The sequence below is a fragment of the Bradyrhizobium sp. 134 genome, from assembly GCF_023074155.1.
Classification (GTDB): Bacteria; Pseudomonadota; Alphaproteobacteria; order Rhizobiales; family Xanthobacteraceae; genus Bradyrhizobium.
Genome location: NZ_JADPKX010000053.1, coordinates 404422 through 428829 on the forward strand (window position 1 = coordinate 404422; position 24408 = coordinate 428829).

Below are 24408 nucleotides of genomic sequence, written 5' to 3' on the forward strand. Positions count from 1 at the left end.
TATCTTGAGGCCATGACAGTCCATTTCCCGTTCCAGAACTCCTATTCGGCGCTGCCGGACAGCTTTTTCGCCCGTGTCGCACCGACGCCGGTGGCGGCGCCCCGGCTCATCAAGCTGAACAGGCCGCTGACGGTCCAGCTCGGGCTCGATCCAGATGTGCTGGAGACCCCTGAGGGCGCCGAAATCCTCGCGGGCAAGACGGTTCCCGCCGGCGCCGATCCGATCGCCATGGCCTATGCCGGCCACCAGTTTGGGCAATTCGTACCGCAGCTGGGCGACGGAAGGGCGGTGCTGCTCGGCGAGGTCATCGACAAGGACGGCATCCGCCGCGACGTCCAGCTCAAGGGCTCGGGTCCCACTCCGTTCTCCCGCCGCGGCGACGGCCGTGCCGCGCTCGGGCCGGTGCTGCGCGAATACATCGTCAGCGAAGCGATGTTCGCGCTCGGCATTCCGACCACGCGCTCACTCGCTGCCGTCGTCACCGGCGAGCACGTCATCCGCGAGACCGCGCTGCCAGGCGCGGTGCTGACCCGCGTCGCCTCGAGCCACATCCGCGTCGGGACCTTCCAGTTCTTCGCCGTTCGCCGCGACACCGATGCCATTCGCCGGCTCGCCGACCATGTCATCGCGAGGCACTATCCGGAGCTGCTCGGCGCCGAGCGGCCCTATCACGCGCTGCTCGGTGGCGTCGTCGCGCGCCAGGCCGATCTCGTCGCACGCTGGCTGCTGGTCGGTTTCATCCATGGCGTGATGAACACCGACAACAGCTCGATCTCGGGCGAGACCATCGATTATGGCCCCTGCGCTTTCATGGATGCCTACAATCCGGCGCAGGTGTTTTCCTCGATCGACGAGATGGGCCGCTACGCCTATGCGAACCAGCCGCGCATCGCGCTGTGGAATCTGACCCGGCTGGCCGAATGCCTGCTGCCGCTGTTCTCCGACGATCAGGAAAAGGCGGTCGCCGATGCCCAGGACATTCTCGGCGCCTTCTCCGAGACGTTCAGCGACGCCTATCAGGCGGGTCTACGCAAGAAGGTCGGCCTGTTCACGGAGCGCGACGGCGACGATGCACTGATCCAGGACCTGCTCGACGCCATGGCGAAGAACCAGGCCGACTTCACCCTCACCTTCCGCAAGCTCGGTGACGCAGCTGGCAATCCGGCAGCCGACGATGCACGCGCCCAGTTCATGGACCCCGCCGCCTTCGACGAGTGGGCCAGGCGCTGGCACGAGCGCACAGCCCTGGAGCCGCAGAGCGCAGCCGAACGGCAAGCCGCCATGCACGCCGTCAACCCGATCTTCATCCCGCGCAACCACCGCATCGAGGCCGTGATCCAGGCTGCGGTCAACGATGACAACTACGCGCCGTTCGAGGAATTGGTGAAGGTGCTGGCAAAGCCGTTCGATGACCAGCCAGACTACGCCGCCTACGCCGATCCCCCGCTGCCGGACCAGCGGGTGCTGCAGACGTTCTGCGGGACGTGAGGCGAGCTCGGTGCGCAGGGTGGAGGAGCCGAAGGCGTAATCCGTGATGCGGGTGCGGAAATCGTTTGTCCAGGACGATCGTTCGCTCAGATCGTCACCACGATTTTGCCGAACTGCTCGTTTGACACCAGAAAATGATGGGCCTCGACTATCTCGTCAAAGCGAAACGATTTGGCGATGATCGGACGCAAGGCACCACCCGAAAGCCCATCGAGGATGAACGCTTTCGCCTTCGCAAGCCGCGTGGGGTCGCGGATGATCTCGTGCACGAGATAGCCGCGCAGCGTCAGGCTCTTGGTCAGGACGTTGACCAGCGGAAATGGCGTCGGCTCGGGGCTCAGGCCGCCATATTCGATGAGAACGCCACCCGGCGACATTGCGGCGGTGAGCGGCTCAAATATGGGACCGCCGACCGCGTCGAACACCACGCGGACGCCGTTTGAGCCGACAATGTCCTCCAGGCGCGACCCGATGTCCTCTTCCACCGAGGCGATGACGTCGGCAGCGCCAGCATCGCGCAAGGCTTGCCGCTTGATCGAGGTTCGCGTCACTGCAATCGGCATCGCACCAATCCGGTTCGCGATCTGAATCGCTGCAAGCCCGACACTGCTCGACGCCGCCGTAATAACGACTGCCTCCCCTCGCTTTAGCCCAGCAATATCGACCAGAGCACCGAACGCCGTCAGATATTGCATCCATACCGCGGCCGCCGCGTCGAAGCCGAGCTCGGGCGGGTGCTTCACAACGAACTCCGCGGGAAACGTGACGAGCTCGCCATAGGCCGGCCAGCGCACCATCGACACGGGCGGCACGATGCTGACGACCTCGCCCGGCGAGAAGCCGCTCACGCCTTCGCCGATCGCCTCGACGATGCCGGCGGCCTCGAGACCAAGGCCGGACGGAAAGGTCGCGGTCTCGATATAGGTCCCCGCTCGCAAGAGCGCTTCCGCGCGATTGAGCCCGAGGGCCTTGACCCTGATCTGCACCTCGCACCTTCCTGGCGGCGCGACGTCAACGGTCTCGATGCGCAGCACCTCGGGGCCACCATGTCTGTGGAAGCGAACGACGCGCGCCATGGAACACACTCCAAAACAATTGAATTGAATGGAGCTATGCCAACCGCAGGGCAGCGGATAAAGCGATCAAACGGCCAAACAGTCGAAACCAGGAGTTTGCAATCATGGACCGCCTGACCAGCATGGCCGTCTTCGTCAAGGCGGTTGACGTGGGTTCGTTCGCCGCTGCCGCCGATGCGCTCGAAATGTCGGGGCCAATGGTCGGCAAGCACGTTCGCTTCCTCGAACAACGCTTGGGCGTCCGCCTCCTCAACCGCACCACACGGCGCCAGAGCCTGACCGAGACAGGCCAAGCCTATTACGAGCGCTGCCGCACTGTGCTCGCCGAAGCCGAGGCCGCCGATGCCGTCGCTTCCGACGAATTGTCCGAACCGCGTGGCCGGCTTCGCGTGACCATGCCCGCCCTGCTGGGCCGGCACTGCATCGCCCCCTTGCTGATGAAGCTCGCGCGACGATATCCCCATCTGGAGCTCGATCTCTCGTTCGGCGACCCGATCGCTGACATCATCGAGGCCCGCTATGATCTTGCGATCCGGACCGGCGATCTAAACGATCAATCCGGCCTGATGACGCGGCGCATCGCAAGCCAGCGCATGGTGGTGTGCGGTTCGCGCTCCTATCTGCGCGCCAACGGCAAGCCGAAATCGCTCGACGATCTCGCCGCACACCAAGCGATCATCTATCGCCGCTCCGGACGCGTCCGGCCGTGGCTGTTTCCCCGCGAAGGCCAGCCTCCGAGCGAAATCATGCCAGCGGGAAGGCTCAGGCTCGACGATCTCGACGCGATTGCGGACGCCGCTACACAGGGGATGGGACTGGCCTGGCTGCCATACTGGCTGGTCCGCGAACGCCTACGCGCCGGTACGCTCATCAATCTGTTGAGCGGTCAGCCGGGATTTCTCTACGACTGCCACGCGCTCTGGCCCCGCTCGCCCCGGATGCCGCCGAAAGTTCGCGCCGCCGTGGACGCCCTGGCGGCCGTCCTGCCGAAGCTCATGACGTGACGCCGGATGCCGCGGCGCTGCATCGCATGGTGCCCCCGTTAACCCCGCGTCCACCATCCGGCCCAGCCCGCCGCCGGTAACCACGAGAATTAACAGACCCTCAATTCCCCCCGGACAAGTTTAGCAATGTTGCTGGGGGATATTGCCGTGGATCTGTTGGTTTTCGAGTTCCTGGGGCTGGCGCTGGTCGCCATGTGCGTGGTCGTGGTGGCACTGCCCTGCGCGCGCAAACCCTCCCGGCGGGTCCGCTACGAATAGGATTTTCGTCGGAAAATGCGATTCCGGCCCAAATGCAAGGCTCGAATTCGCTTCGAGCCCCTTGACATCACAGCGCTTTCGGCAGAACGGCTGATGGACTTGTCATGGGCCGTTCATGGATCTGATTACCACCACCGCTGACCTTGCGGCTGCCTGCAGCCGGCTGGCCAAGCACCCCGTCATTACCGTCGATACCGAGTTCCTGCGCGAGACCACCTATTACCCGCTGCTGTGCGTGGTGCAGATGGCCAGCGCCGAGGAAGCGATCGTCATCGACACCCTGGCCGCCGGCATCGACCTCAAGCCGTTCTTCGAGCTGATGGCCAATGAGGCCGTGCTGAAGGTGTTCCACGCCGCCCGCCAGGACATCGAGATCATCTGGCATCAGGCGGGCATCATCCCGCACCCCGTGTTCGACACCCAGGTCGCGGCCATGGTGCTCGGCTACGGCGACAGCATCGCCTACGACGCGCTGGTCGAGAAGGTCACCGGGCACCGCCCGGACAAGACTCATCGCTTCACCGACTGGTCGCGCCGGCCGCTGACGAAGGAGCAGATGCACTACGCCGTGTCCGACGTCACGCATCTGCGCGACGTGTTCGCAGCGCTCGATGCCGACCTCAAGAAGCGCCGGCGCAGCGAATGGGTCTCGATCGAGATGGAGGTCCTGACCTCGCCCAAGACCTACGACTTCCACCCCGAGCGCGCCTGGGAACGGCTCAAGACGCGGGTGCGCAAGCCCAAGGACCTCGCAGTCCTGATGGAGGTCGCCGCCTGGCGCGAGCAGGAGGCGCAGAGCCGCGACGTGCCGCGCGGCCGCGTGCTGCGCGACGAGGCCGTCAGCGACATCGCCACCCACGCGCCGAATACGATCGAGAAGCTCGCAAACCTGCGCTCGGTGCCGAAGGGTTTTGAGAAATCCAAATGGGGCGCCGATATCGTCGCCGCGGTCGAGCGCGGGCTGGCGCGGGATCACGCCACGCTGCCGAAGCTGGAAAAGCCGCGCAACAACAACAATGGCGCCGCGATCGTCGAGCTGTTGAAGGTGCTGCTGCGCATGACCGCGGAGCGCCACGCGGTCGCCAGCAAGGTGATTGCAACCGTCGACGATCTCGAGGAGATCGCGGCCGACGACGAGGCCGACGTGCCGGCGCTACGCGGCTGGCGCCGCGAGCTGTTCGGCGAGGCCGCACTGAAACTGAAGCGCGGCGAGCTGGCGCTGGCGGTGGAGAAAGGCCGCGTGATCGGGGTTCAGCGGGCGGAATAGGCCGCCAACCCTCCGCAACGTCGTCCCCATTACTCCATGCAAGAGTTTGGCGAAGACTCGTCGTTCGGGACTACTACCACCCGTCTCGCTAGATCGCGCGGTATGGGTCCTGGCTTTCGCCAGGAGGACACCGAGAGTGTGGTGAGACGCTCCGCTCGCGTTGAAACGCTTCCCTTACGCCGGCGTCAGCTTCGCCACTTCCGGCTTCATGTCGTCCAGCACACCTGAAATCGCCGCAACCAGCTCGTCGATCTGGGCCTTGGTGACGATCAGCGGCGGGCAGATGGCGATGGCGTCGAGCATGTTGCGCGAAATCACGCCGCGCTCCTGCAGCATGCGGCTGGCCATGCCGCCGACGGCGCCCGGCGTTGCCGCTGCAGTCTTGCGCGCCTTGTCCAGCACCAGTTCGATCGCAGCGATCATGCCGACACCGCGGACCTCGCCGACCAGCGGATGGCTGGTGAGTTCACGCAGCTTGCCTTGCATGTAGCCACCGAGTTCGGCGGCATGCGCAACGAGGCCCCGCTCCTCGATGATTTTCAAATTCTCCAGCGCAATCGCCGACCCGACCGGATGGCCGCCCGCGGTGAAGCCGTGGCCGAGCACGCCGATCTTGTTGCTCTCATCGGCGATCGGCTCGAACATGCGATCGTTCATCATGATGGCCGACAGCGGGAAATAGCTCGACGTGATCTGCTTGGAGACCACGATCGCGTCGGGCTTGATGCCGTAGGTTTCGCAACCGAACATCTTGCCGGTGCGGCCGAAGCCGCAGATGACCTCGTCGGCGACCAACAGGATGTCGTACTTGTTCAATACCTTCTGGATCTTGTCCCAATAGGTCGCCGGCGGCACGATGACGCCGCCCGCGCCCATCACCGGCTCGCCGAAGAACGCCGCGATCGTGTCCGGGCCTTCCTTCTGGATCAGCGCATCGAGCTCCTCGGCCCGCCGCGTCGCGAAGGCTTCCTCGCTCTCCCCGGGCGCGCCGTCCTTGTAGAAATGCGGCGAGCCCGTGTGCAGGATGTTCGGGAGCGGCAAGTCGAAAGAGCGGTGGTTGTTCGGCAGCCCGGTGAGGCTGGCGGACGCAATCGTGACGCCGTGATAGGCGCGCATCCGGCTGATCACCTTCTTGCGCTGTGGCTGGCCGAGCGCATTGGAGCGATAGGCAATCAACTTCAGAACGGTGTCGTTGGCCTCCGAGCCGGAGTTGGTGAAGAAGACCTTGCTCATCGGCACCGGCGACAGCGCCACCAGCTTCTCGGCGAGATCAATCGAGGGCCCGTGCGATTTGGCGGAGAAGGTGTGATAGAACGGCAGCGCCTGCATCTGCTTGTGCGCGGCTTCGACCAGCCGCTTCTCGTTGAAGCCGAGCCCGACGCTCCACAGGCCCGCCATCGCCTCGAAATAGCGCTTGCCCGACGCGTCGAACACGTAAGGGCCCTCGCCGCGTTCGATCACCAGGGGACCGGCCTGCTGATGGGCGCGCGCGTTGGTGTAGGGATGGAGCTGATAGGCCACATCCCGGGCCTCTTGGGAATTGGGCAACATGGACATTTGCAGGCATCCTTGAAAGCGTCACGTCGCCGGCGCGGCCAGCGTCATCACTCGATGATCCAGCTCCTTGGCTATTGCCACCGCGCAAAACTTGCAACGTCAATTCGTCGGCAGCAAGCGCTCAGCAGCGTTGCACAAAGCCGCACATCGGGCAGCTGTCACGTCGCGCCGTCGTCATTTCCATCGCCATCGGCGGCAGCGGCCTCCCGCACCTCCACCAGCGCCATCGAGAGCAGATACACCGTCGTGGGCAGACCGAGACGGCGCGCCGCCTCGGCGGCACGCGACAGGTCGCTTGCCAGCTCCTCGAGCTGATCTCCCCGTGACAATGTCCCACTCCATCCGTCGATCGCGGCCGCCTACACCGCAACGGCGCCGCTGGTTCTGATCAGTTCGGCGCTGGACTGGATTGTAGCAAAATTCCCGATCACATTCACTACCGCATGCTTGTAGGCGGCAGCATCGCCTGTCCCCGGCTGCCGGCAGGCCACCGCGTCAGCCACCACCTGGAAGCGATGACTGCGGTGAAACCCGTCAATAGCGGTGGCCAGGACAGTTTCGTCCAGGGAAAAGCCCGCGAGCACGCAACGGACATTGCGGATATTGGACATGTAGTCCACAAAACGCGCCGAACTGTATGCCGACGGCAGCGGATGCTCGAACGTCATTTCTCCCGGCCGCGGCTTCGCCTCCGCGATCCAATCGGTCAGCTTGGATGCCGGATTGAACCAGGCCGCCTGCGCGATGCGCTTCAGATGCATCACCGGCCAGAGATTGTCGCGCCAGAACGTCAACAGTTCCACGCAGCGCGCTGTCGCGGCGTCGCCATCGAGGATGACGTGGCGACGTCCGGGGGTCAGATATTCGACCTGGAGATCCGCGCAGACCAGGATCGGCGGATCGTCGGCGATGGAAACCAGCATGTTTTTGCGCGCAGCTGCACCAGTTTCAACGGCCAGCGAGCGCGACGTCCCGCAGCGGCGACGTCACGGCCCGTCCCGCCGAGGCGTCGAGCACGCCCGGCCGGTCCCAATCGCCCTCGGGTCGGATGATCACGTACGGATCGCTCTCCAGCGTAATGGCATCCGGGCCCGGTTCGATCTCCAGCAGCATTTCCGTGTAGGAGAAGTCGGAGAAAGTGATCTTGCGATTGTGGCCGAGCGGCTTGGCGCCGAAATGGGCCCAGAAATCGACCAGCCGATCCTGCGCCTGGCCGTAGATCTTGCGAAAGCCCTTGCGCTTCACATAGTCGACGCTCGCCTGCACCAGCTTGAACGAGACCCGCGAGCGCCGATATTGGTGCCGCACCGCAAGCCGTTCCACCTTGGCGAAATCGCCGAAGAACCGCACCCGCAGACAGCCCGCAGGCTCGTTGCCGACATAGCCGATGAAATGCGCGGCGACCATGTCGTTGCCGTCGAACTCCTCGTCGAACGGGCAATCCTGCTCGGCGAGATAGACGGCCGAGCGGATCGAGGTGACCAGCATGAGATCGCTGAGATCGCGTGCGAGGCGAATGGTGATGGCGCGGGAATCGGGCTTCGCGAGAGGAATCCTAGTACCGTGCATCTGCAAAACTCCTTGCTTGAATGATCGCGCCCGGCATGCGCATCGGCTGCCGATGCCAGGGCCGCTCGTAGCACCAGAGGTCGGGTTGGAAGCTTGGAACAGGCTCGAATCCTGTCGCCTTCATGATGTCGCGTCCGGCCACGGTTGACGGCTGCGCATAGCAATCCGCGTTGCGAAACCTTAGCTGCCTCAGATGAGCCGCGGCCTTGCCGAGACCGGCGACGCCGCGCCCCGTCGCCGCGATCGCCCAGATGTAGATGGCGGAAACGTCTTCCTTCGCGGACGCGAGATGGCGCGTCTCCGGCGCGGTGAGGCAGATCTCGTCGAGCAGCAGCGCATCATGCCCGCGATCGTTGAGAAACAGGAAGGCCATGCCGCCGACGAGGTTGCCCTTCCGGCTGAAAGTCAGGATGCTCTCGGGATCGAAGGCGAAATATTTTGCAAGCTCCGCCGCCCCAATCCGAACGCCCGGCACCAGCCGGTGGGCCAACTGCGAAAGCGCGGCGATTTCGGAAAATTGGGCGCGACGGACGTCGACATCCGGACTGAGCGGCAGCGCGTCGAAATCATGCCTTGCGGCAAACGAGCCCCTTTCCATACCCATGTCACCCCTCTATCGTTCGCGGCTTTCGTGCCCCGCTATGACCAAGAGCTTAGCGGCTGGGGATCTGGCGTATGCAGCAGTTATTGCACCGGGGTGCTGCGATGATGCAGCACCGTGAAGAAGCCCTGGATATGTCCTGGGACGATTTGAAATTGTTTTTAGCTTGCGCAAAATATAAAAGTTTCCGCAACGCCGCCGAGGAGCTCGGGCTCACCTCCACCACCCTGATGCGCAGGATCGACCGGCTCGAAGAGAGCATCGACTGCAAGCTGTTCCTGCGCGACCAGAGCGGGCTCACGCTCAGCGACGAAGGCAGCGCGATGATCGCCGACGTCGCGCATATGGAGCGTCATGCCTTCAACGTGTTCCGGCGTGCTTCGCGATCGTCGAACGACATGTCAGGCACCGTGCGCGTCGCGGTTACGGAAGGCCCCGGCAATTTCTGGATCCTGCCGCGACTGATCGACTTCCAGAAGACCTATCGCAAGATCACGGTCGATCTGCGCTGCGCGATGGAACAGGCCGACGTCGCGCGGCTCGAATCCGATATCGCGATCCAGCTCGAGCCACCAACCAATCCCGATCTGATCGTCGCCAAGCTCGGCCGGCTGCACATCTATCCCTTCGTCTCCAAGGAGTACGAAAACCTCTACGGCGTGCCCGCGACGCTGGCCGAGCTGAAGAACCACCGCATCGTCAAGCAGAGCGCCCCGCAGGTCGACGACGGCGCCTATGCCCGCGTGCTCGGACTGAAGTCGCTCGAGGGCATCGTCGGGATCAAGACCAATTCCTCGGTCGGCGTGCTCTATGCGGTGGAGCGCGGCGCCGGCATCGGGTTCCTGCCGACGGTCTCGATCGCGCTCGGCGCCCCGCTCGTTGCCGTCGATCTCGGCGTCAGTCACCACGCCGATCTCTGGCTCACCTATCACAAGGAGTTCCGTGCCTCCGAGCGCCACAAGATCGTGGTCGATTGGCTGAAGAAGATCTTCGATCCCAAGATCCATCCCTGTTTCCGCGACGAGTTCATCCATCCGAACGCGCTGGCGCCAATGATGACGGCCGCGCGCGAGGGCTTTGGATTGACGGGTTATGTCGCGGCGATGCCGACTTAAAGCTTGAACATGATCTCTTCGGAACACCGCTTCGCAGTTTTCCAGATCCGGCTCTGGGCGGACGTGGGCAGGCTTCGCCTCACCACCGATATTCGAAGCCGACCGTGCCCTGGTGCGACGTCAGCTCGCTGCGGAACTTGCCGTCGTAGTTGACGTAGAGCCGCGCCGTGTTGGTCAGACTGAGCGAGGCCGAGGCGCCGGCATCCGTGCCGTAGCGGCTCTCGCCGATCCCGGGCACGACGATGCTCTGGGTCCCGAGGCTGACCTGCACCGATCCCAGGTTCTGATGGAAATTGTCGACGAACTTGCCGTAGGCGGACAGGTCCAGGATCTTCTGGTCGAAGATGAAGTAGCGTCCGACCTCGGCTCCGATCATGACGCGCGCGCGAGAGAGCGCCGTCGAGCCGACATTGAGTGGATCGAGGCCGCCAACCTCCTGGAATGCGACGCTGGTGGCGCGGACATATTCCAGTGCGCCCTTGGGCACGATGCGCATCTGGTCCTTGGTCCAGTAATAGCTGATCTCGGTCAACGCGCCGTCGACTGCGGCGCGATAACCCGCGGTCGCAAGGCCGAGGCCGGTATCCCGGCTGGAGCGGACCTTGCCGAAACCGTGCACCAGCGCGAAAGCCCAGGTCCAGGGGCCCTTGTCGACGGAGCCACTGAAGCCGAGTTGAGTCAGGTCCAGCGTCGCGGACTGGAGCGCGAGCGGAACTTCGATGTCGGTGTGGCTCTGGTCGACGGAGAAGCCGAGATTGACGCCCGGTGCGAGCCGCGCGCCAAAGCCCGCGACACCGCCAAAGGTCTTCCGCTTGTCGCCGACAAAGTCTCCTTGCGCATCGGTCCGGACCGAGATGCCGTAGCCTTCGAACCAGGTGCGGTAGCGCGGATCTTCCGCGCTGGCCGATGCGCCGCCGCCGCCGGGATTGGTTCGGAACGCCCGGTTGACGCCGCCAGATGCCTGGTTGCCGAGCCGCTCCAGGAAGTTCGACCCGAGATTGAGCGCGCCGTTGCCGGCCGATTGGTCGTAATTGGTGGAGGTGGCCGACGGCGTGGGAGGCGGCGGCGGTGGCAGCGGCGGGGCGACCTGAGCGAGAACGGGAGCAGCCGTCGTCACCAAGCCAAGCACGATGGCACTCGCGACCTTGGCCGCCGTCCGACGAACCCGGTCTCCGCCAATCACCCGCCGCGTCCCGGAAAGCTGCAATGTGCAGCGCATGACGATGAATCCCAAAGCAAAATGGCGGCGCGCAAAAATGCAACACGCGCCACACTGCATGCGACGATTTGTGCTGAACTGCCCCCGAGGGTCAATCGGTCCAGACCTCATCGCCAAGGCGATTGCCCTCGATTGTGGTTCCCCGGCCACAGGTCGTAAATTGCAGATGACGGCACCCGGCCCGGACTTGAAATTCGCGCGCGGCTTGCTAACGGGCGATTTTCATGTTGCAATATCGGACACAATCGGAATTGGCCGCTCGACTGTGCGTTTCGCGACATTGAGACTCAAGACTCGAACAGACTACCGGAAGCCCGTTTGTGGCGTGGCACGCGAAAAGCGGCCGCGTCGTTTTTGTATCTAGCGGAGGAGACTGAGGATGCCGCAAAAGGGCACCGTCAAATGGTTCAACCCGACCAAGGGATATGGGTTCATCAAGCCGAACGGCAGTGACAAGGACGTCTTCGTCCACATCTCCGCCGTCGAGCGCGCCGGACTCTCCACCCTCAATGAAAACCAGGTGGTTGAATACGACCTCGTGGAGAACCGCGGCAAGGCATCCGCGGAGAACCTCAAGGTCTCCTGACTTCTCTCGCGGTCTGCGCAAGAGATCATGACGTTGCCCCCGGCTCTGCCGGGGGTTTTTGTTTTGGGGATGAGAAGTATTTCGTGCGACGGCGCTTCACCGCACCAACGGCGCAACCAGAAAATTCTCCGACGGCCCGCTGCCCGCGGTCTTGCACACGTCGCCCTCGATCCGGACCTTGCCGGTCGCGAGCAGGCTCAGCGCTGCGGGATAGATGCGGTGCTCGACTTCGAGGATACGCTCCGACAGCGTGTCCGCCGTGTCGTGATCGCTCACGGGCACCGCACCCTGCATCACGATTGGGCCGGCATCGGTCTCGGGGATGACGAAGTGCACCGTTGCGCCGGACAGCTTGACGCCGGCGCGCAAGGCCTGGCCGTGTGGGTCGAGACCGGGGAACGACGGCAGCAGCGAGGGATGGATGTTGAGCATCCGCCCGTACCAGGCCTTGGTGAATTCGGCCGTGAACAGCCGCATGAAACCGCCGAGACAGATCAGCTCGATGCCGTGCTGATCGAGCGCTGATTGCAGCACCTTCTCGAAGCCGGCGCGGTCCTTGCCGAACGGCTTGCTTTCGATCACCAGCGTCGTCACGCCGCTCGCTTTGGCCCTTTCCAGCCCCTGCGCGTCGGCCTTGTTCGAGATGACGAGCGAAATCTCCGCCGGGAAATCCGCAGCAGCAGCGGCCCTGATCAGCGCGGACATGTTGGAGCCGCGACCGGAGATCAGGATGGCGACGCGGCGTTTCATCACAGCGCCAGATCGAGGTGGCCGTTATAGACGACGCGGTGCTCGCCCTCAGCCGGGATCACGGTACCGAGCTGGGCGACGGTCTCACCGGCGTCAGTGAAGACCTCCACGACCTCCTCGACCTTGTCCGGCTCGACGATCGCGATCATGCCGATCCCGCAATTGAAGGTCCGCAGCATTTCGAGCTCGGCGATACCGGCTTGGGCTGCCAGCCATTTGAACACCGGCAGCACCGGCAGGCGCGCCAGATCGATACCGACGCCGAGATGCTTCGGCAGCACGCGCGGAATGTTGTCGGTGAAGCCGCCTCCGGTGATGTGGGCAAGCCCCTTCACCGCGCCGGTCTCGCGGATCGCGCGCAGGCAGGATTTGACATAGAGCCGCGTCGGCGTCAGCAGCGCGCCGCCGAGCGTCATGACAGGCGCAAACGGCGCCTGCGCCCCGAAGCCGAGGCCGGATTGTTCCACGATCTTCCGGACCAGCGAGAAACCGTTGGAGTGCACACCCGACGAGGCGAGCCCGATCACGGCATCGCCGGCGGCGATATCCTTGCGCGGCAAGAGCGTGCCCCGCTCCGCAGCGCCGACGGCAAAGCCGCCGAGGTCGTAGTCGCCGTCCTTGTAGAGGCCGGGCATCTCGGCCGTCTCGCCGCCGATCAGGGCGCAGCCGGATTCGCGGCAGCCTTCGGCGACACCGGCGACGATCGATGCGGTCGCCTCCGGATCGAGCTTGCCGCAGGCAAAATAGTCCAGGAAGAACAGCGGCTCGGCGCCCTGCACCACGAGGTCGTTGACACTCATGGCGACGAGGTCGATGCCGATCCCGCTATGCAGGCCGGTCTCGATCGCGATCTTGACCTTGGTGCCAACGCCATCGGTCGCGGCCACCAGGATGGGATCCTTGAAACCGGCCGCCTTGAGGTCGAACAGGCCGCCGAATCCGCCGATTTCGGCGTCGGCGCCGGCCCGCGCGGTTGCGCGCACCATTGGCTTGATCAGGTCGACCAGGCGGTTGCCCGCGTCGATATCGACGCCTGAATCGGCGTAAGTGAGGCCGTTTTTGCGGTCGGTCATGGCCGATTTCCAGTGGGTTTGCGGCTGGTTACGTCGAATTCCGGGGACGCGCAATGGCTCGCATGGCGCGCCTCCGTATACTATGTAGAGATATCAACCGGTTCAGCCTCCAAAGGGCCGAATTCGAGGTCAGGCCGGGTGCCGGGAAGCGCCGTGTGAGTATACCGAACATCATTACTTTGGGCCGCATCATGCTGGTCCCGATCATCGTCTGGGCCATCGTGTCGAGCCAAATGGAGGTGGCGTTCGCCGTCTTCCTGATCGCCGGGATCAGCGACGCGGTCGACGGCTTCCTTGCCAAGCGCTTCAACATGACGAGCGAGCTTGGCGCCCTGCTCGACCCGCTCGCCGACAAGGCGCTGCTGGTCTCGATCTACATGGCCTTGGGCATCTGGGGCGCGATTCCGCGCTGGATCGTCATCCTAGTGGTCTCGCGCGACATCATGATCGTCGCCGCCGTGATCATATCGTGGCTGTTCGACCGCCCTGTGGAGATGAAGCCCTCGAAGGTATCCAAGCTAAACACTGTGGCCCAGGTGGCGTTCGCAGCGCTGGTGTTGGCCGCCCTCGCCTTCGGCTTCAAAGCCGGTCCTTATGATATAATCTTGATGGGCCTCGTTACGGTCTTCACGCTCTCCTCCGTGTCGCTCTATCTCGTTGAGTGGTTGCGGCACATGAGCACGATCGAGGCCAAGTGAGTTGGGAAGCGGCCCCGCAAAAGGCCAACTCCCGCTCGATGAAGTCGCATCTCGTCAAACGAAGCCGGCACGCCGGCACGGAGCAAAGCAAGCGTGCCAGGCCGCGTTCATCCCCGACAATTGGCGTTTTCGCTTCCGCATGCGGAGAGCCTGAGCCGGGACAATTTCCTCGAAGGCCCCGTTAATGCCGCCGGTCTTGCCCTCATCGACGCCTGGCCGGAATGGCCGAACCGGATCATGTGGCTGGCCGGCCCGGAAGGAAGCGGCAAGAGCCATCTCGCCGCGATCTGGGCCGAGGCTTCAGGCGCCCGCTCGACCACGGCCAATGGGCTGACCGCCGAAGCCGTCCCGGCCGCGCTCGCCACCGGCGCGCTGGTGGTCGAGGACCCCAAGGCCAGGGAATTCGACGAGCGGGCCCTGTTCCATCTGATGAATCTGGCGCGCGAGGACGGCGCCTACGTCCTCTTCACCGGACGCGAGGCGCCCGCTTCTCTCGAGATCGAGCTTGCCGACCTGCGCTCGCGGCTCCGCGCCGTCCCTGTTATCTCGCTGCTGCCGCCTGACGACCAGCTCTTCCGCGGCCTGATCGTCAAATTCTGCGCCGACCGCCAGCTCGCAGTGGACGAGAGCGTGGTCGGCTACCTCGCCACTCGCCTGGAGCGGTCCTCGGCCGCCGCCCGACGGGCTGTCGACCTGCTGGACACCGAGGCCCTGCGCCTTGGCCGTCCCGTCACCCGGGCCCTGGCAGCCGAGCTGCTCCGGGATGTCTGACCAAGGCGGCTTGACGCGGCCGGGCGGCGGAACATCAATGTCATCGAAACGTCATCGCTCTAACACATGCTCCCGCGGATTTTGCGCGTAAGTCGCAAATTGGGGCGAACTGGATGGATCGACTTCTGATGGACTCTGCGCAAGCTGTTGAAGTTAAAGAAAAAGCCCCGGAAGCCGAAGGCCCGCCGGCGATCGCATCGAGCCCCGAGCGGTTCATCAATCGCGAGCTCTCCTGGCTGCACTTCAACCGCCGCGTCCTGGAGGAATCGGTCAATCCCAGCCACCCCATGCTGGAGCGGGTGCGATTCCTGTCGATTTCAGCGAATAACCTCGACGAGTTCTTCATGGTCCGCGTCGCCGGCATCAAGGCCCAGGTGCGCGAGGGCATTGCCGAGCGCAGCCCCGACGGTCTGACCCCGTCCGAGCAGCTCGCGCTCATCAACCGGACCGTCTCGCAGCTTGCGTCCGACCAGCAGGCAATCTGGCGCGACCTGCGCGGCACGCTCGCCGACGAGGGCATCGTGCTGGTCGAGGGCAAGGAAGTCACCAAGGCGGAACGAACCTGGATCGAGGACTACTTCCTCAGCAACGTGTTCCCGCTGCTGACGCCGCTCGCGATCGACCCGGCCCACCCCTTCCCGTTCATTCCGAGCCTCGGCTTCACCATCGCGCTCCAGCTCACGCGCGCCGCCGACGGCAAGCAGATGAACGCGCTGATCCGCATGCCCGGCAAGATCGACCGCTTCATCCGCCTGCCGGCCGAGGGCAAGGTGGTCCGGCTGATCTCGCTGGAGCAGGCCACCGCGCTGTTCATCAACCGCCTGTTCCCCGGCTACAATCTGCACGGCCAAGGCGCATTCCGCGTCCTCCGCGACTCCGAACTCGAAATCGAGGAAGAGGCCGAGGATCTCGTCCGCCTGTTCGAGACGGCGCTGAAGCGCCGTCGCCGCGGCTCCGTGATCCGACTCGAGATCGACGCCAAGATGCCGGAACAGCTGCGCAGCTTCGTGCAGCACGCGCTGTCGACCGCCGACGACGAGGTGTTCCTGGTCGACGGCGTGCTCGCCATGAACGAGCTCTCGCAGCTCACCCGCCTCGACCGGCCCGACCTGGAATTCACCCCTTATGTGCCGCGCCATCCCGAGCGCGTGCGCGAGCAAGGCGGCGACATCTTCGCTGCGATCCGACAGAAGGACCTCGTCGTCCATCACCCCTACGAATCCTTCGACGTCGTGGTGCAGTTTCTCCAGCAGGCCACGCGCGACCCCGACGTCGTGGCCATCAAGCAGACGCTCTACCGCACCTCCAGCAACTCGCCGATCGTGCGTGCGCTCGTGGAAGCCGCCGAAGCCGGCAAATCCGTCACCGCGCTGATCGAGCTGAAGGCCCGCTTCGACGAGGAGGCCAACATCCGCTGGGCGCGCGACCTCGAACGCGCCGGCGTGCAGGTCGTCTACGGCTTCCTCGAACTGAAGACGCACGCGAAACTCTCGATGGTGGTGCGCCGCGAGGGCGGCAGCCTAACGACCTACGTCCACACCGGCACAGGCAATTACCACCCGGTGACCGCGCGCATCTACACCGACCTCTCCTACTTCACCTCGGAGCCGACCATCGGCCGCGACGCCGCGCGCGTGTTCAACTTCATCACCGGCTACGCTGCGCCGAGCGATCTGGAAAAGATGGCGGTCTCGCCGCTGACCTTGCGCAAGCGCATCATCGAGCACATCCAGGGCGAGACTGCGCATGCGCGACACGGCCGGCCTGGTGCGATCTGGATGAAAATGAACGCGCTGGTCGACCCCGACATCATCGACGCGCTCTACGAGGCCTCACAGGCCGGCGTGCAGGTCGAACTCGTGGTGCGCGGTATCTGCTGCCTCAGGCCCGGCATTCCCGGCCTGTCGGAAAACATCCGCGTCAAGTCGATCATCGGACGATTCCTCGAACACGGCCGAATCTACTGCTTCGGCATGGGCCAGGGCCTGCCGAGCGCGAAAGCGGCTGTGTATATCTCCTCGGCGGACATGATGCCGCGCAACCTCGACCGCCGCGTCGAGGTGCTGTGTCCGCTGCAAAATCCCACGGTGCATCAGCAGGTTCTCGAACAGATCATGGTTGCGAATCTCAAGGACAATGAACAGAGCTGGCAATTGTTGCCGGACGGGTCCTCAACGCGTATGAAGACCGCGAAGGGCGAGGAGCCTTTCAACGTCCACAACTACTTCATGACAAATCCGAGTCTGTCTGGCCGTGGTAAGTCGCTCAAGGAATCCTCGCCGCGCCGCCTCACGCGCCGTAATGAACGTCATCAATCCTGATCCGGGATCGTCGACGTGAAGCGGCCGCGCAAGCGCGGCTCGAGCGTCGCCGTCATCGACATCGGCTCCAACTCGGTCCGTCTCGTCGTCTACGAGGGACCGACGCGGAGCCTCATTCCGATCTTCAACGAGAAGACGCTGTGCGGGCTCGGCCGCGAGGTGCAGAGCACCGGCTTGCTTGCGCCCGACGCCGTCGACAAGGCGCTGACCTCGCTCAAGCGCTTCCGTGCGCTGTGCCGGGTGATGCAGGTCGGACGGGTGTTTGCGATTGCGACCGCCGCCTGCCGCGACGCCTCCAACGGCGCCGACTTCATCGCGAAAGCCGAGCGCATCTGCGCGGTGAAGATCGAGATCCTGTCGGGCCCGCGCGAGGCGCGGCTGTCGGCGCTCGGCGTGATCTCCGGCATCCACCATCCCGACGGCATCGTCGGCGACCTCGGCGGCGGCTCGCTCGAACTGATCGACGTGCGCAAAAACACCGTGCGCAGCGGCGTGACGCTGCCGCTCGGCGGCCTCGCGCTGCAGGACCTCGCGCATAAATCCCTGAAACGCGCCGACCGCATCGTGCGCGAAGCGCTCGACGGGGTGCCGCAGCTCAAGGCAGGGAGCGGCCGCAGCTTCTACGCCGTCGGCGGCACCTGGCGCGCGCTTGCGCGCATCCACATCATCCAGAGCGGCTATCCGCTCCAAGTGATGCACGGCTATTCGATTTCGGCGGCCGAGGCGCTCGATTTTTCGCGTCGTCTCCGCCGGCTTGCGGCCGCCGGCATGCTCGCCGACATCGAGATCGTCGCCGATGCCCGGCGCCCGCTCCTCACCTATGCCGCACTGGTGCTCGAGCACATCATCCGGGTGGCGAAGCCGAAGACCATCGTGTTCTCGACCTTCGGCGTGCGCGAGGGCCTGCTGCACGAGAAGCTGCCGGAGTCCGAACGCAACAAGGACGGACTGATCTGCGCGGCCGAGGAGCTGAACCAGCTGCTGTCGCGTTCGGCCAAGCACGCGCGCGAGTTGATCGCCTGGACCGACCGCCTCGCGCGCGTGGTGAAGCTGCGCGAGACCGAGGAGGACCGCCGTCTGCGCCACGCCGCGTGCCTGCTGTCCGACATCGGCTGGCGCGTGCATCCCGACCATCGCGGCGAGCAGACGCTGAGCCTCGTCGTCAACGGCAATTTCGGCGCGATCACCCACACCGAGCGCGCCTTCGTCGGGTTGTCCGTGTTCTATCGCTATGCGGGGCTCAGCGAGGAGAACCAGCCGCCGGTCGCCATGCAGGAGCTTCTGACGCCGGCGCAGCTCGAACGCGCCCGCCTGCTGGGCGCGGCCTTCCGCGTCGCGCATCTGATCTCGGCGGCGCGCCCGGGCGTCTTGCCTGCGACGCATTTCCGCAGCGTGGGCCGCAAGCTGTTGCTGGTGTTCGAGCACCGCCTCGGCGATCTCGTCGCGGATCGCGTCGGCAGCCGCTTCCGCGCGCTCGCCCGGCTGATCAACCGCGCCGGCTCGATTGTCCGGCGCTAGCGCATGATCCGGAAAAGCGTGAAGCGTTTTTCCGGAAAGATCATGCTCGAAAGATAAGCCTACTCCGCAGAGGCTTTGGCGTGGCGTTCGGAGGACTCCAGCGCGGCCGCGCTCATGCTGCGTCGGCGCCAGATGGAGCCGACGACCAGCACGACGACGACGCCGAGAGCTGCGCAGAGATATTCGCCGCCTCCGCCGCCATGGGCGAATTGCGGCGGGATGCGCAAGGCGCCGAGCATGTTGTCGAGCGAGGCGCCGAACGGACCGTCGAACAGCGTGTGCAGCCTCGGCGCGATGCCGGGATCGGTCGCGATCACCTCGCCCGCGATCCAGCCGAGCAGCGCCGCGCCGGCCCACACCAGAACCGGGAGCTTTGCGAGCAGCGCCATGATCAGCGCCGCGCCGGCGACGATCAAGGGCACGCTGATGGCAAGGCCGAGCACCAGCAGGGGCGCGCTGCCATTGGCGGCCGCGGCCACCGCAATGACATTGTCCAGGCTCATGACGATGTCGGCGACGACGACGATCTGCACGGCCTGCCACAGATGCGAAGCCGACTCGACGCCGTCCTCGTCCTCCTGTTCCGGCACCAGCAGCTTTGCCGCAATCACGATCAGCGCAAGACCGCCGACCAGCTTGAGGTACGGAAGCTCCATCAGGCTCGCGACGATGCCCGTGAAGATGATCCGCAGCAGCACCGCCGCGCCGGCACCGAGGATCATGCCCCACAGCCGATGCTGCGGCTTGAGGCCGCGGCAGGCGAGCGCGATCACCAGCGCATTGTCGCCGGACAAGAGGATGTTGATCCAGATGATCTTGCCGACCGCGACCCAGAAGGTCGGTTCGGCCATCTCAACGCGGAACTGGGTGAAGAATGCCCCGATCGTAGCGGGATCGAAGATCTGCCAGAGCCAGTTCACACTACGTCCTTTCGCCGCGTCTCGTTACCTTATCGGCCGACGGATCAGCCGACGATCTCGTTGCCCGAGAAGAACTGCGCGATCTCGATCGCGGCGGTTTCCGGCGCATCCGAACCGTGCGCGGAGTTCTCGCCGATCGACTTTGCGTAGAGCTTGCGGATGGTGCCGTCAGCCGCCTTGGACGGATCGGTCGCCCCCATCACGTCGCGATACTTGGAGACGGCACCCTCGCCTTCCAGCACCTGGACCACCACGGGGCCCGAGGTCATGAAGTCCACGAGCTCACCGAAGAAGGGGCGCGCCTTGTGAACCGCATAGAAGGTCTCGGCCTGTTCCTTGGTCATGTGGATGCGCTTCTGCGCGACGATGCGCAGGCCCGCCTTCTCGATCACGGCGTTAACCGCACCGGTAAGGTTACGCGCGGTGGCGTCGGGCTTGATGATCGAGAAGGTGCGTTCGATGGCCATGATCTTGTCCTTGAAGAGAAAACGGTGGTTCGGAGTTGCCGGGCTTATATCGGCGCGTTCGCGATACGGCAAGCGACCGCCAAAACCGACTCGCAGGCGCTTCGCCGCAGGCCAAGCGCCCGAATTCCAACATGGATTACGACGATTTCACCCAAATGAACCCAATCTGAAGGTCTCGTCAGGGTTTGGTTCAGCCTCGCTCGGATAACCTCAGGTCCATCGAAACCAAAGCCTCTGCCCGAGGCGGACCGTTTCGGCGGCCTTTCCATCGACGCGATAGCCCCGCGCCGGCAGTTTTGAGGAGATCACCATGTTGAGGAAACTTTCGCTCGCCGCGGTCGCCGCGGTCGCGCTTGGTGCCGCGCTGGCGCCGACCTCCGCGTCCGCTCATTGGCATGGCGGCTGGGGTCATGGCGGCGGCGGTGGCTGGCATCACGGCTGGGGCGGACCGCGGTTCTATGCCGGCGGCCCCGTCTCTTACGGCTATGGCGGCTGCTATGTGCGCCGGCTGGTCCCGACCCCCTGGGGACCCCGCTGGCGGATGATCAACCGCTGCTACTGAGCCCGACAGCACCTTTCCAAAGCTACCTGAGCCCCAAGGTACCTTCCAAGCGAAACCCCGGCGTCCCCCAGCGCCGGGGTTTTGTATTCGGAGGGGGCCATTGCGCGGCTTCACACAATTTTTGCTAGAATGCCGCGCAATCGCCGCGAGTTGTCGAAACCATTTGGGGGCCAAGGACTTGGTACCGTGTCGCTTCTTTGAGAACACGGAACCCTGCGATGGTTAGCCTTTTCGCCGATGACAGCGAGCAAATCGACCGGCGCACCAGCCGCTCGATCCGCGATGCGGTGGGCGAACGGCTCCAGCAGAGTCTGCGCCCCGAAGCCAGGCTCCCGGCGCACCTCGAGCAACTCCTCAATGAGCTGAAGCAGCGCGACCGCGATTCGCACTGAGTTGACGAGCACTGGCCCGTGGACACGGAAAAACGGGTTGCGTTTGATCGCGGGTGCGGTGACAAGGCCGCATGCTTGCCATCACCGACCTCTCCATCCGCCTCGCCGGACGCCTTCTGATTGACCAGAGTTCCGTGCAGATCACGCCCGGATCCCGCGTCGGCATGGTCGGTCGCAACGGCACCGGCAAATCGACCCTGTTCAAGGTGATCCGCGGCGAGCTCGCCGCCGAGCACGGCACGGTGACCCTGCCGCCCCGCTGGCGCGTCGGCAGCCTCGCGCAGGAAGCGCCGAACGGCCCCGAGAGCCTGATTTCGGTCGTGCTCAAAGCCGACCTCGAACGCGACGCGCTGCTCGCCGAGGCCGAGAGCGCGACCGACCCGCACCGGATCGCCGAGATACAGACCCGGCTGGTCGACATCGACGCGCATTCGGCACCGAGCCGTGCCGCCGCCATCCTTTCCGGCCTCGGCTTCTCCGCCACCGACCAGCTCCGCCCCTGCGCCGAATTCTCCGGCGGCTGGCGCATGCGCGTTGCGCTCGCCGCAACGTTGTTCGCGGCTCCCGACCTGTTGCTGCTCGACGAGCCCACCAACTATCTCGACCTCGAAGGCACGCTGTGGCTGGAGGATCATCTCGCACATTATCCGCGCACCGTGATCGTGATCAGCCATGACCGCGACCTGCTGGAAAGCTCGGTCGACCAGATCCTGCATCTGGAACGCGGTAAGCTCACGCTTTACAAAGGCACCTACTCCCCCTTCGAGGAGCAGCGCGCCATGCGCGAGATGCTGGATGCCAAAGCGGTCAAGCGCCAGGAAGCCGAACGCGCGCGCCTGCAGGCCTTCGTCGACCGCTTCAAGGCCAAGGCCTCGAAAGCCCGCCAGGCGCAGTCCCGTGTGAAAATGCTGGAGCGGCTGAAGCCGATCACCGCGCTTGTCACCCAGGACGTACGCGAGATCAGCTTTCCCGCGCCGGAGAAAATCCTGTCGCCGCCGATCATCGCCGCCGACAACGTCGTGGTCGGCTACGATCCGAACACGCCCGTGCTGAACCGCGTCACCTTGCGCGTCGACAATGACGACCGCATCGCGCTCCTTGGTTCCAACGGCAACGGCAAGTCGACGTTGGTGAAACTGCTCGCGGGCCGACTCGCGCCGTTCTCGGGCAAGGTGACGCGCGCGGACAAGCTGTCGATTGCCTATTTCGCCCAGCACCAGCTCGACGAGTTGAACGAGGATGCCTCGACCTACGACCACGTCCGCAAGCTCATGGGCGAGGCGCCCGAAGCGAAAGTACGCGCCCGCGCCGGCGCCATCGGCTTTTCCGGCAAGGCGGCCGACACCAAAGTCGGAAAATTGTCGGGCGGCGAGAAGGCGCGGCTCCTGCTGGGACTTGCGACCTTCTTCGGCCCCAACATGATCATCCTGGACGAGCCGACCAACCATCTCGACATCGACAGCCGCGCAGCGCTCGCCGAAGCCATCAACGAATTCCCCGGCGCGGTCATCATGGTTTCGCACGACCGCTATCTGATCGAGTCCTGCGCCGATCAACTCTGGATCGTCGCCGACCGCACCGTGACCAATTACGACGGTGACCTCGACGAATATCGCCGCCTGGTGCTATCCGCGCGCAATGGCGAGCCCGCGCCGCGCGAGCGAAGCGCCGCGAGCGAGAGGCCGCAGCGTCCGAGATCGGACAATCGCGGTTCGCTGAAAAAACGTATCGCGGAAGCCGAAACCGAGATCGCCCGCGTCAGCGCGATCATCAGCAAGATCGACACTGCTCTGGCCCTGCCCGACATCTTCACCCGCGATCCCAAGCAGGCCGCGCAACTGTCGAAAGCGCGCGCCAATGCGGCCGACGCGCTGGCGCGCGCCGAGGAGCAGTGGCTCGAGGCGAGCACGCAGTTCGACGAAGCGGCGGGTTGAAGCCTCCACGACCGGGCCGACATCAAAATCGCAAAAACAACCCCATGCACAGTACCGGTATTTTTCTACCCGGTGATTAGCTGTTGAATGGACTGTTCTTTACCGTGCTGACTTGGCCCGCTCACGCAGCGATGCCGGCACGAATTGCGCAGAAATGGCTCAGTCCGCGAATTGGCCGGCTGCCTTGATCATCGGAGCCCAGCGGTCGACTTCGCTCGCGAGCATCGCGGCCAGCGCCTCCGGCGTCGCCTTCTCCTGCGGGACCGGCTCCGTGTTGATGTCGTTGAACCGGGCGATCAGCGTGGAATCCCTAAGGGCGGACTGGAGCGCCGCGGTCAGCTTCTGAACGACCGCCGGCGGTGTGCCCTTGGGGGCATAGATGCCGTGCCAGACACCAAGCTCGAACCCTTTGAGGCCGGCCTCGTCGGCCGTCGGCAGATCGGGCAGGCTCTTCAGCCGCTCCCTGGTGGTGATCGCATAGGCCTTGACCTGCTTCGACATGATCGGGCCGGTGGTATTCGTGGCCTGGTCGCAGGTGAGATCGATCTGCCTGCCGAGAAGATCGTTCATGATGGGGCCGTTGCCCTTGTAGGGCACCGCGGTCAGCTGCTTCTGGATCGCCGTCATGAACAGCATGCCGCAGAGGTGTGACGCCGCGCCGAGTCCGGCATTGGCATAGGTCAATTTGTCGCCCTGCTGTTGGGCGTAGGCGACCAATTCCTTCAGCGTGTCGGCCGGAAAATCCGGACGCGCGATGATGGTCATCGGCGCATTGGTCACAAGCCCGATCGGCGCAAAGGCGGTCTTCGTGTCGTAGCTGAGGTTGCGGTACAGTGTGGCGGCGGTCGAGAGGCCGACATGATGGATCAGCAGCGTGTATCCGTCGGGCTGGGCTCGCGAGGCGCGGGTCGTGGCGATGGTGCCACCGGCGCCGGGCGCGTTCTCGACGACGACCTGTTGGCCAAGCGATTTCGCCATGCCTGCCGCGGTCAGGCGAGCAATGGTGTCCGTAGGTCCGCCGGCGGCGAACGGCACCAACATGGTGACGGGCCTGATCGGATAGTCCTGGGCGAGCGCCGCGCCAAACGGCAGAACCAGAGCCGATACGAGGGCAATGAGCCGCATGCTTTCCTCCAAATTTTTTGCTTGCTCCTATGTACGCATTCCGGGCTGCGCGGCCACACCAAAACGACTTCATCGAGAGCGGAGCGCCCGCGGCATGGTGTAGCTGCCGAAGGCCTGATCGGCCCTCAGCGCGCCTC

General features: G+C 64.6%; 24 protein-coding genes. 12 read left to right on the plus strand and 12 right to left on the minus strand.

Annotated elements, in window-relative coordinates:
* The first annotated feature begins 12 nt into the window (after window positions 1–12).
* Complete coding sequence (locus IVA75_RS22775) at window positions 13–1488, plus strand: protein adenylyltransferase SelO (protein ID WP_247286365.1); 1476 nt, start codon at window positions 13–15, stop codon at window positions 1486–1488.
* 86 nt (window positions 1489–1574) lie between these two features.
* On the opposite strand, the gene IVA75_RS22780 is transcribed toward IVA75_RS22775, so the two are convergent.
* Window positions 1575–2564: a zinc-dependent alcohol dehydrogenase family protein gene (locus tag IVA75_RS22780; protein ID WP_247286367.1), complete on the minus strand. Its 990-nt coding sequence runs from the start codon at window positions 2562–2564 to the stop codon at window positions 1575–1577.
* Window positions 2565–2668: 104 nt separating this feature from the next.
* Here IVA75_RS22780 and IVA75_RS22785 point away from each other — a divergent pair, with 104 nt between their 5' ends.
* A complete protein-coding gene (locus tag IVA75_RS22785) occupies window positions 2669–3568 on the plus strand; it encodes a LysR family transcriptional regulator (protein WP_247286368.1) in 900 nt (299 codons plus the stop codon).
* Window positions 3569–3941: 373 nt separating this feature from the next.
* Complete coding sequence (rnd, locus tag IVA75_RS22790; protein WP_007591909.1) at window positions 3942–5093, plus strand: ribonuclease D; 1152 nt, start codon at window positions 3942–3944, stop codon at window positions 5091–5093.
* 174 nt (window positions 5094–5267) lie between these two features.
* Here the strand turns inward: rnd and IVA75_RS22795 are convergent, their stop codons facing one another.
* From IVA75_RS22795 to IVA75_RS22815, 5 genes are all read right to left on the minus strand, one after another.
* On the minus strand, window positions 5268–6650 hold the full coding sequence (locus IVA75_RS22795) for an aspartate aminotransferase family protein (protein WP_027569703.1): 1383 nt from the start codon (window positions 6648–6650) through the stop codon (window positions 5268–5270).
* 158 nt (window positions 6651–6808) lie between these two features.
* Complete coding sequence (locus tag IVA75_RS22800) at window positions 6809–6979, minus strand: hypothetical protein (protein ID WP_197031195.1); 171 nt, start codon at window positions 6977–6979, stop codon at window positions 6809–6811.
* A gap of 30 nt (window positions 6980–7009) precedes the next feature.
* Complete coding sequence (locus IVA75_RS22805; protein WP_027569702.1) at window positions 7010–7573, minus strand: isochorismatase family protein; 564 nt, start codon at window positions 7571–7573, stop codon at window positions 7010–7012.
* A 25-nt stretch (window positions 7574–7598) separates the two neighbouring features.
* Window positions 7599–8219 (minus strand): GNAT family N-acetyltransferase, encoded by a 621-nt coding sequence (locus IVA75_RS22810; RefSeq protein ID WP_027569701.1) that lies wholly within the window; start codon window positions 8217–8219, stop codon window positions 7599–7601.
* A complete protein-coding gene (locus IVA75_RS22815; RefSeq protein ID WP_247286369.1) occupies window positions 8206–8823 on the minus strand; it encodes a hypothetical protein in 618 nt (205 codons plus the stop codon). Before IVA75_RS22815 ends, IVA75_RS22810 begins: the two co-directional genes overlap by 14 nt.
* A 71-nt stretch (window positions 8824–8894) precedes the next feature.
* On the opposite strand from IVA75_RS22815, the gene IVA75_RS22820 reads away from it, so the two are divergent.
* On the plus strand, window positions 8895–9935 hold the full coding sequence (locus IVA75_RS22820; RefSeq protein ID WP_247286370.1) for a LysR family transcriptional regulator: 1041 nt from the start codon (window positions 8895–8897) through the stop codon (window positions 9933–9935).
* Window positions 9936–10014: 79 nt separating this feature from the next.
* On the opposite strand, the gene IVA75_RS22825 is transcribed toward IVA75_RS22820, so the two are convergent.
* Window positions 10015–11154: an autotransporter outer membrane beta-barrel domain-containing protein gene (locus IVA75_RS22825; RefSeq protein ID WP_247286371.1), complete on the minus strand. Its 1140-nt coding sequence runs from the start codon at window positions 11152–11154 to the stop codon at window positions 10015–10017.
* A 379-nt stretch (window positions 11155–11533) separates the two neighbouring features.
* Between IVA75_RS22825 and IVA75_RS22830 the strand changes: the two genes are divergently transcribed.
* Window positions 11534–11740: a cold-shock protein gene (locus IVA75_RS22830; RefSeq protein ID WP_007591938.1), complete on the plus strand. Its 207-nt coding sequence runs from the start codon at window positions 11534–11536 to the stop codon at window positions 11738–11740.
* Between the two features lie 96 nt (window positions 11741–11836).
* Here IVA75_RS22830 and purN read toward each other — a convergent pair whose 3' ends face one another.
* Together purN and purM are read right to left on the minus strand one after the other, a co-directional pair.
* Window positions 11837–12490, minus strand: coding sequence for a phosphoribosylglycinamide formyltransferase (purN, locus tag IVA75_RS22835; RefSeq protein WP_247286372.1), 654 nt, complete (start codon window positions 12488–12490; stop codon window positions 11837–11839).
* Window positions 12490–13563, minus strand: coding sequence for a phosphoribosylformylglycinamidine cyclo-ligase (gene purM / locus IVA75_RS22840; protein WP_247286373.1), 1074 nt, complete (start codon window positions 13561–13563; stop codon window positions 12490–12492). Before purM ends, purN begins: the two co-directional genes overlap by 1 nt.
* 155 nt (window positions 13564–13718) lie before the next feature.
* On the opposite strand from purM, the gene IVA75_RS22845 reads away from it, so the two are divergent.
* From IVA75_RS22845 to ppx, 4 genes are all read left to right on the plus strand, one after another.
* The gene (locus IVA75_RS22845) at window positions 13719–14261 is read left to right on the plus strand and encodes a CDP-alcohol phosphatidyltransferase family protein (protein WP_027569696.1); all 543 of its coding nucleotides are present in this window, start codon (window positions 13719–13721) and stop codon (window positions 14259–14261) included.
* A gap of 93 nt (window positions 14262–14354) precedes the next feature.
* Entirely contained in the window at window positions 14355–15032 is a 678-nt protein-coding gene (locus IVA75_RS22850) for a DnaA/Hda family protein (protein ID WP_247286374.1), read from the plus strand.
* 128 nt (window positions 15033–15160) lie between these two features.
* Window positions 15161–17353, plus strand: coding sequence for an RNA degradosome polyphosphate kinase (locus IVA75_RS22855; protein ID WP_027569694.1), 2193 nt, complete (start codon window positions 15161–15163; stop codon window positions 17351–17353).
* Between the two features lie 15 nt (window positions 17354–17368).
* Window positions 17369–18871, plus strand: coding sequence for an exopolyphosphatase (gene ppx, locus IVA75_RS22860; RefSeq protein ID WP_247286375.1), 1503 nt, complete (start codon window positions 17369–17371; stop codon window positions 18869–18871).
* 59 nt (window positions 18872–18930) lie between these two features.
* Here ppx and IVA75_RS22865 read toward each other — a convergent pair whose 3' ends face one another.
* Window positions 18931–19791 (minus strand): TerC family protein, encoded by an 861-nt coding sequence (locus IVA75_RS22865; RefSeq protein ID WP_247286376.1) that lies wholly within the window; start codon window positions 19789–19791, stop codon window positions 18931–18933.
* A gap of 44 nt (window positions 19792–19835) precedes the next feature.
* On the minus strand, window positions 19836–20258 hold the full coding sequence (ndk, locus tag IVA75_RS22870) for a nucleoside-diphosphate kinase (RefSeq protein ID WP_247286378.1): 423 nt from the start codon (window positions 20256–20258) through the stop codon (window positions 19836–19838).
* Between the two features lie 310 nt (window positions 20259–20568).
* On the opposite strand from ndk, the gene IVA75_RS22875 reads away from it, so the two are divergent.
* The 3 genes from IVA75_RS22875 to IVA75_RS22885 all read left to right on the plus strand — a co-directional run bounded on the left by IVA75_RS22875 (window position 20569) and on the right by IVA75_RS22885 (window position 23146).
* Window positions 20569–20820: a sulfur globule protein precursor gene (locus tag IVA75_RS22875; RefSeq protein ID WP_247286380.1), complete on the plus strand. Its 252-nt coding sequence runs from the start codon at window positions 20569–20571 to the stop codon at window positions 20818–20820.
* A gap of 218 nt (window positions 20821–21038) precedes the next feature.
* A complete protein-coding gene (locus IVA75_RS22880; RefSeq protein WP_247286382.1) occupies window positions 21039–21212 on the plus strand; it encodes a hypothetical protein in 174 nt (57 codons plus the stop codon).
* Between the two features lie 71 nt (window positions 21213–21283).
* Complete coding sequence (locus tag IVA75_RS22885) at window positions 21284–23146, plus strand: ABC-F family ATP-binding cassette domain-containing protein (RefSeq protein ID WP_247286384.1); 1863 nt, start codon at window positions 21284–21286, stop codon at window positions 23144–23146.
* A gap of 159 nt (window positions 23147–23305) precedes the next feature.
* Here IVA75_RS22885 and IVA75_RS22890 read toward each other — a convergent pair whose 3' ends face one another.
* Complete coding sequence (locus IVA75_RS22890) at window positions 23306–24271, minus strand: tripartite tricarboxylate transporter substrate-binding protein (RefSeq protein WP_247286385.1); 966 nt, start codon at window positions 24269–24271, stop codon at window positions 23306–23308.
* Between the last annotated feature and the right edge of the window lie 137 nt (window positions 24272–24408).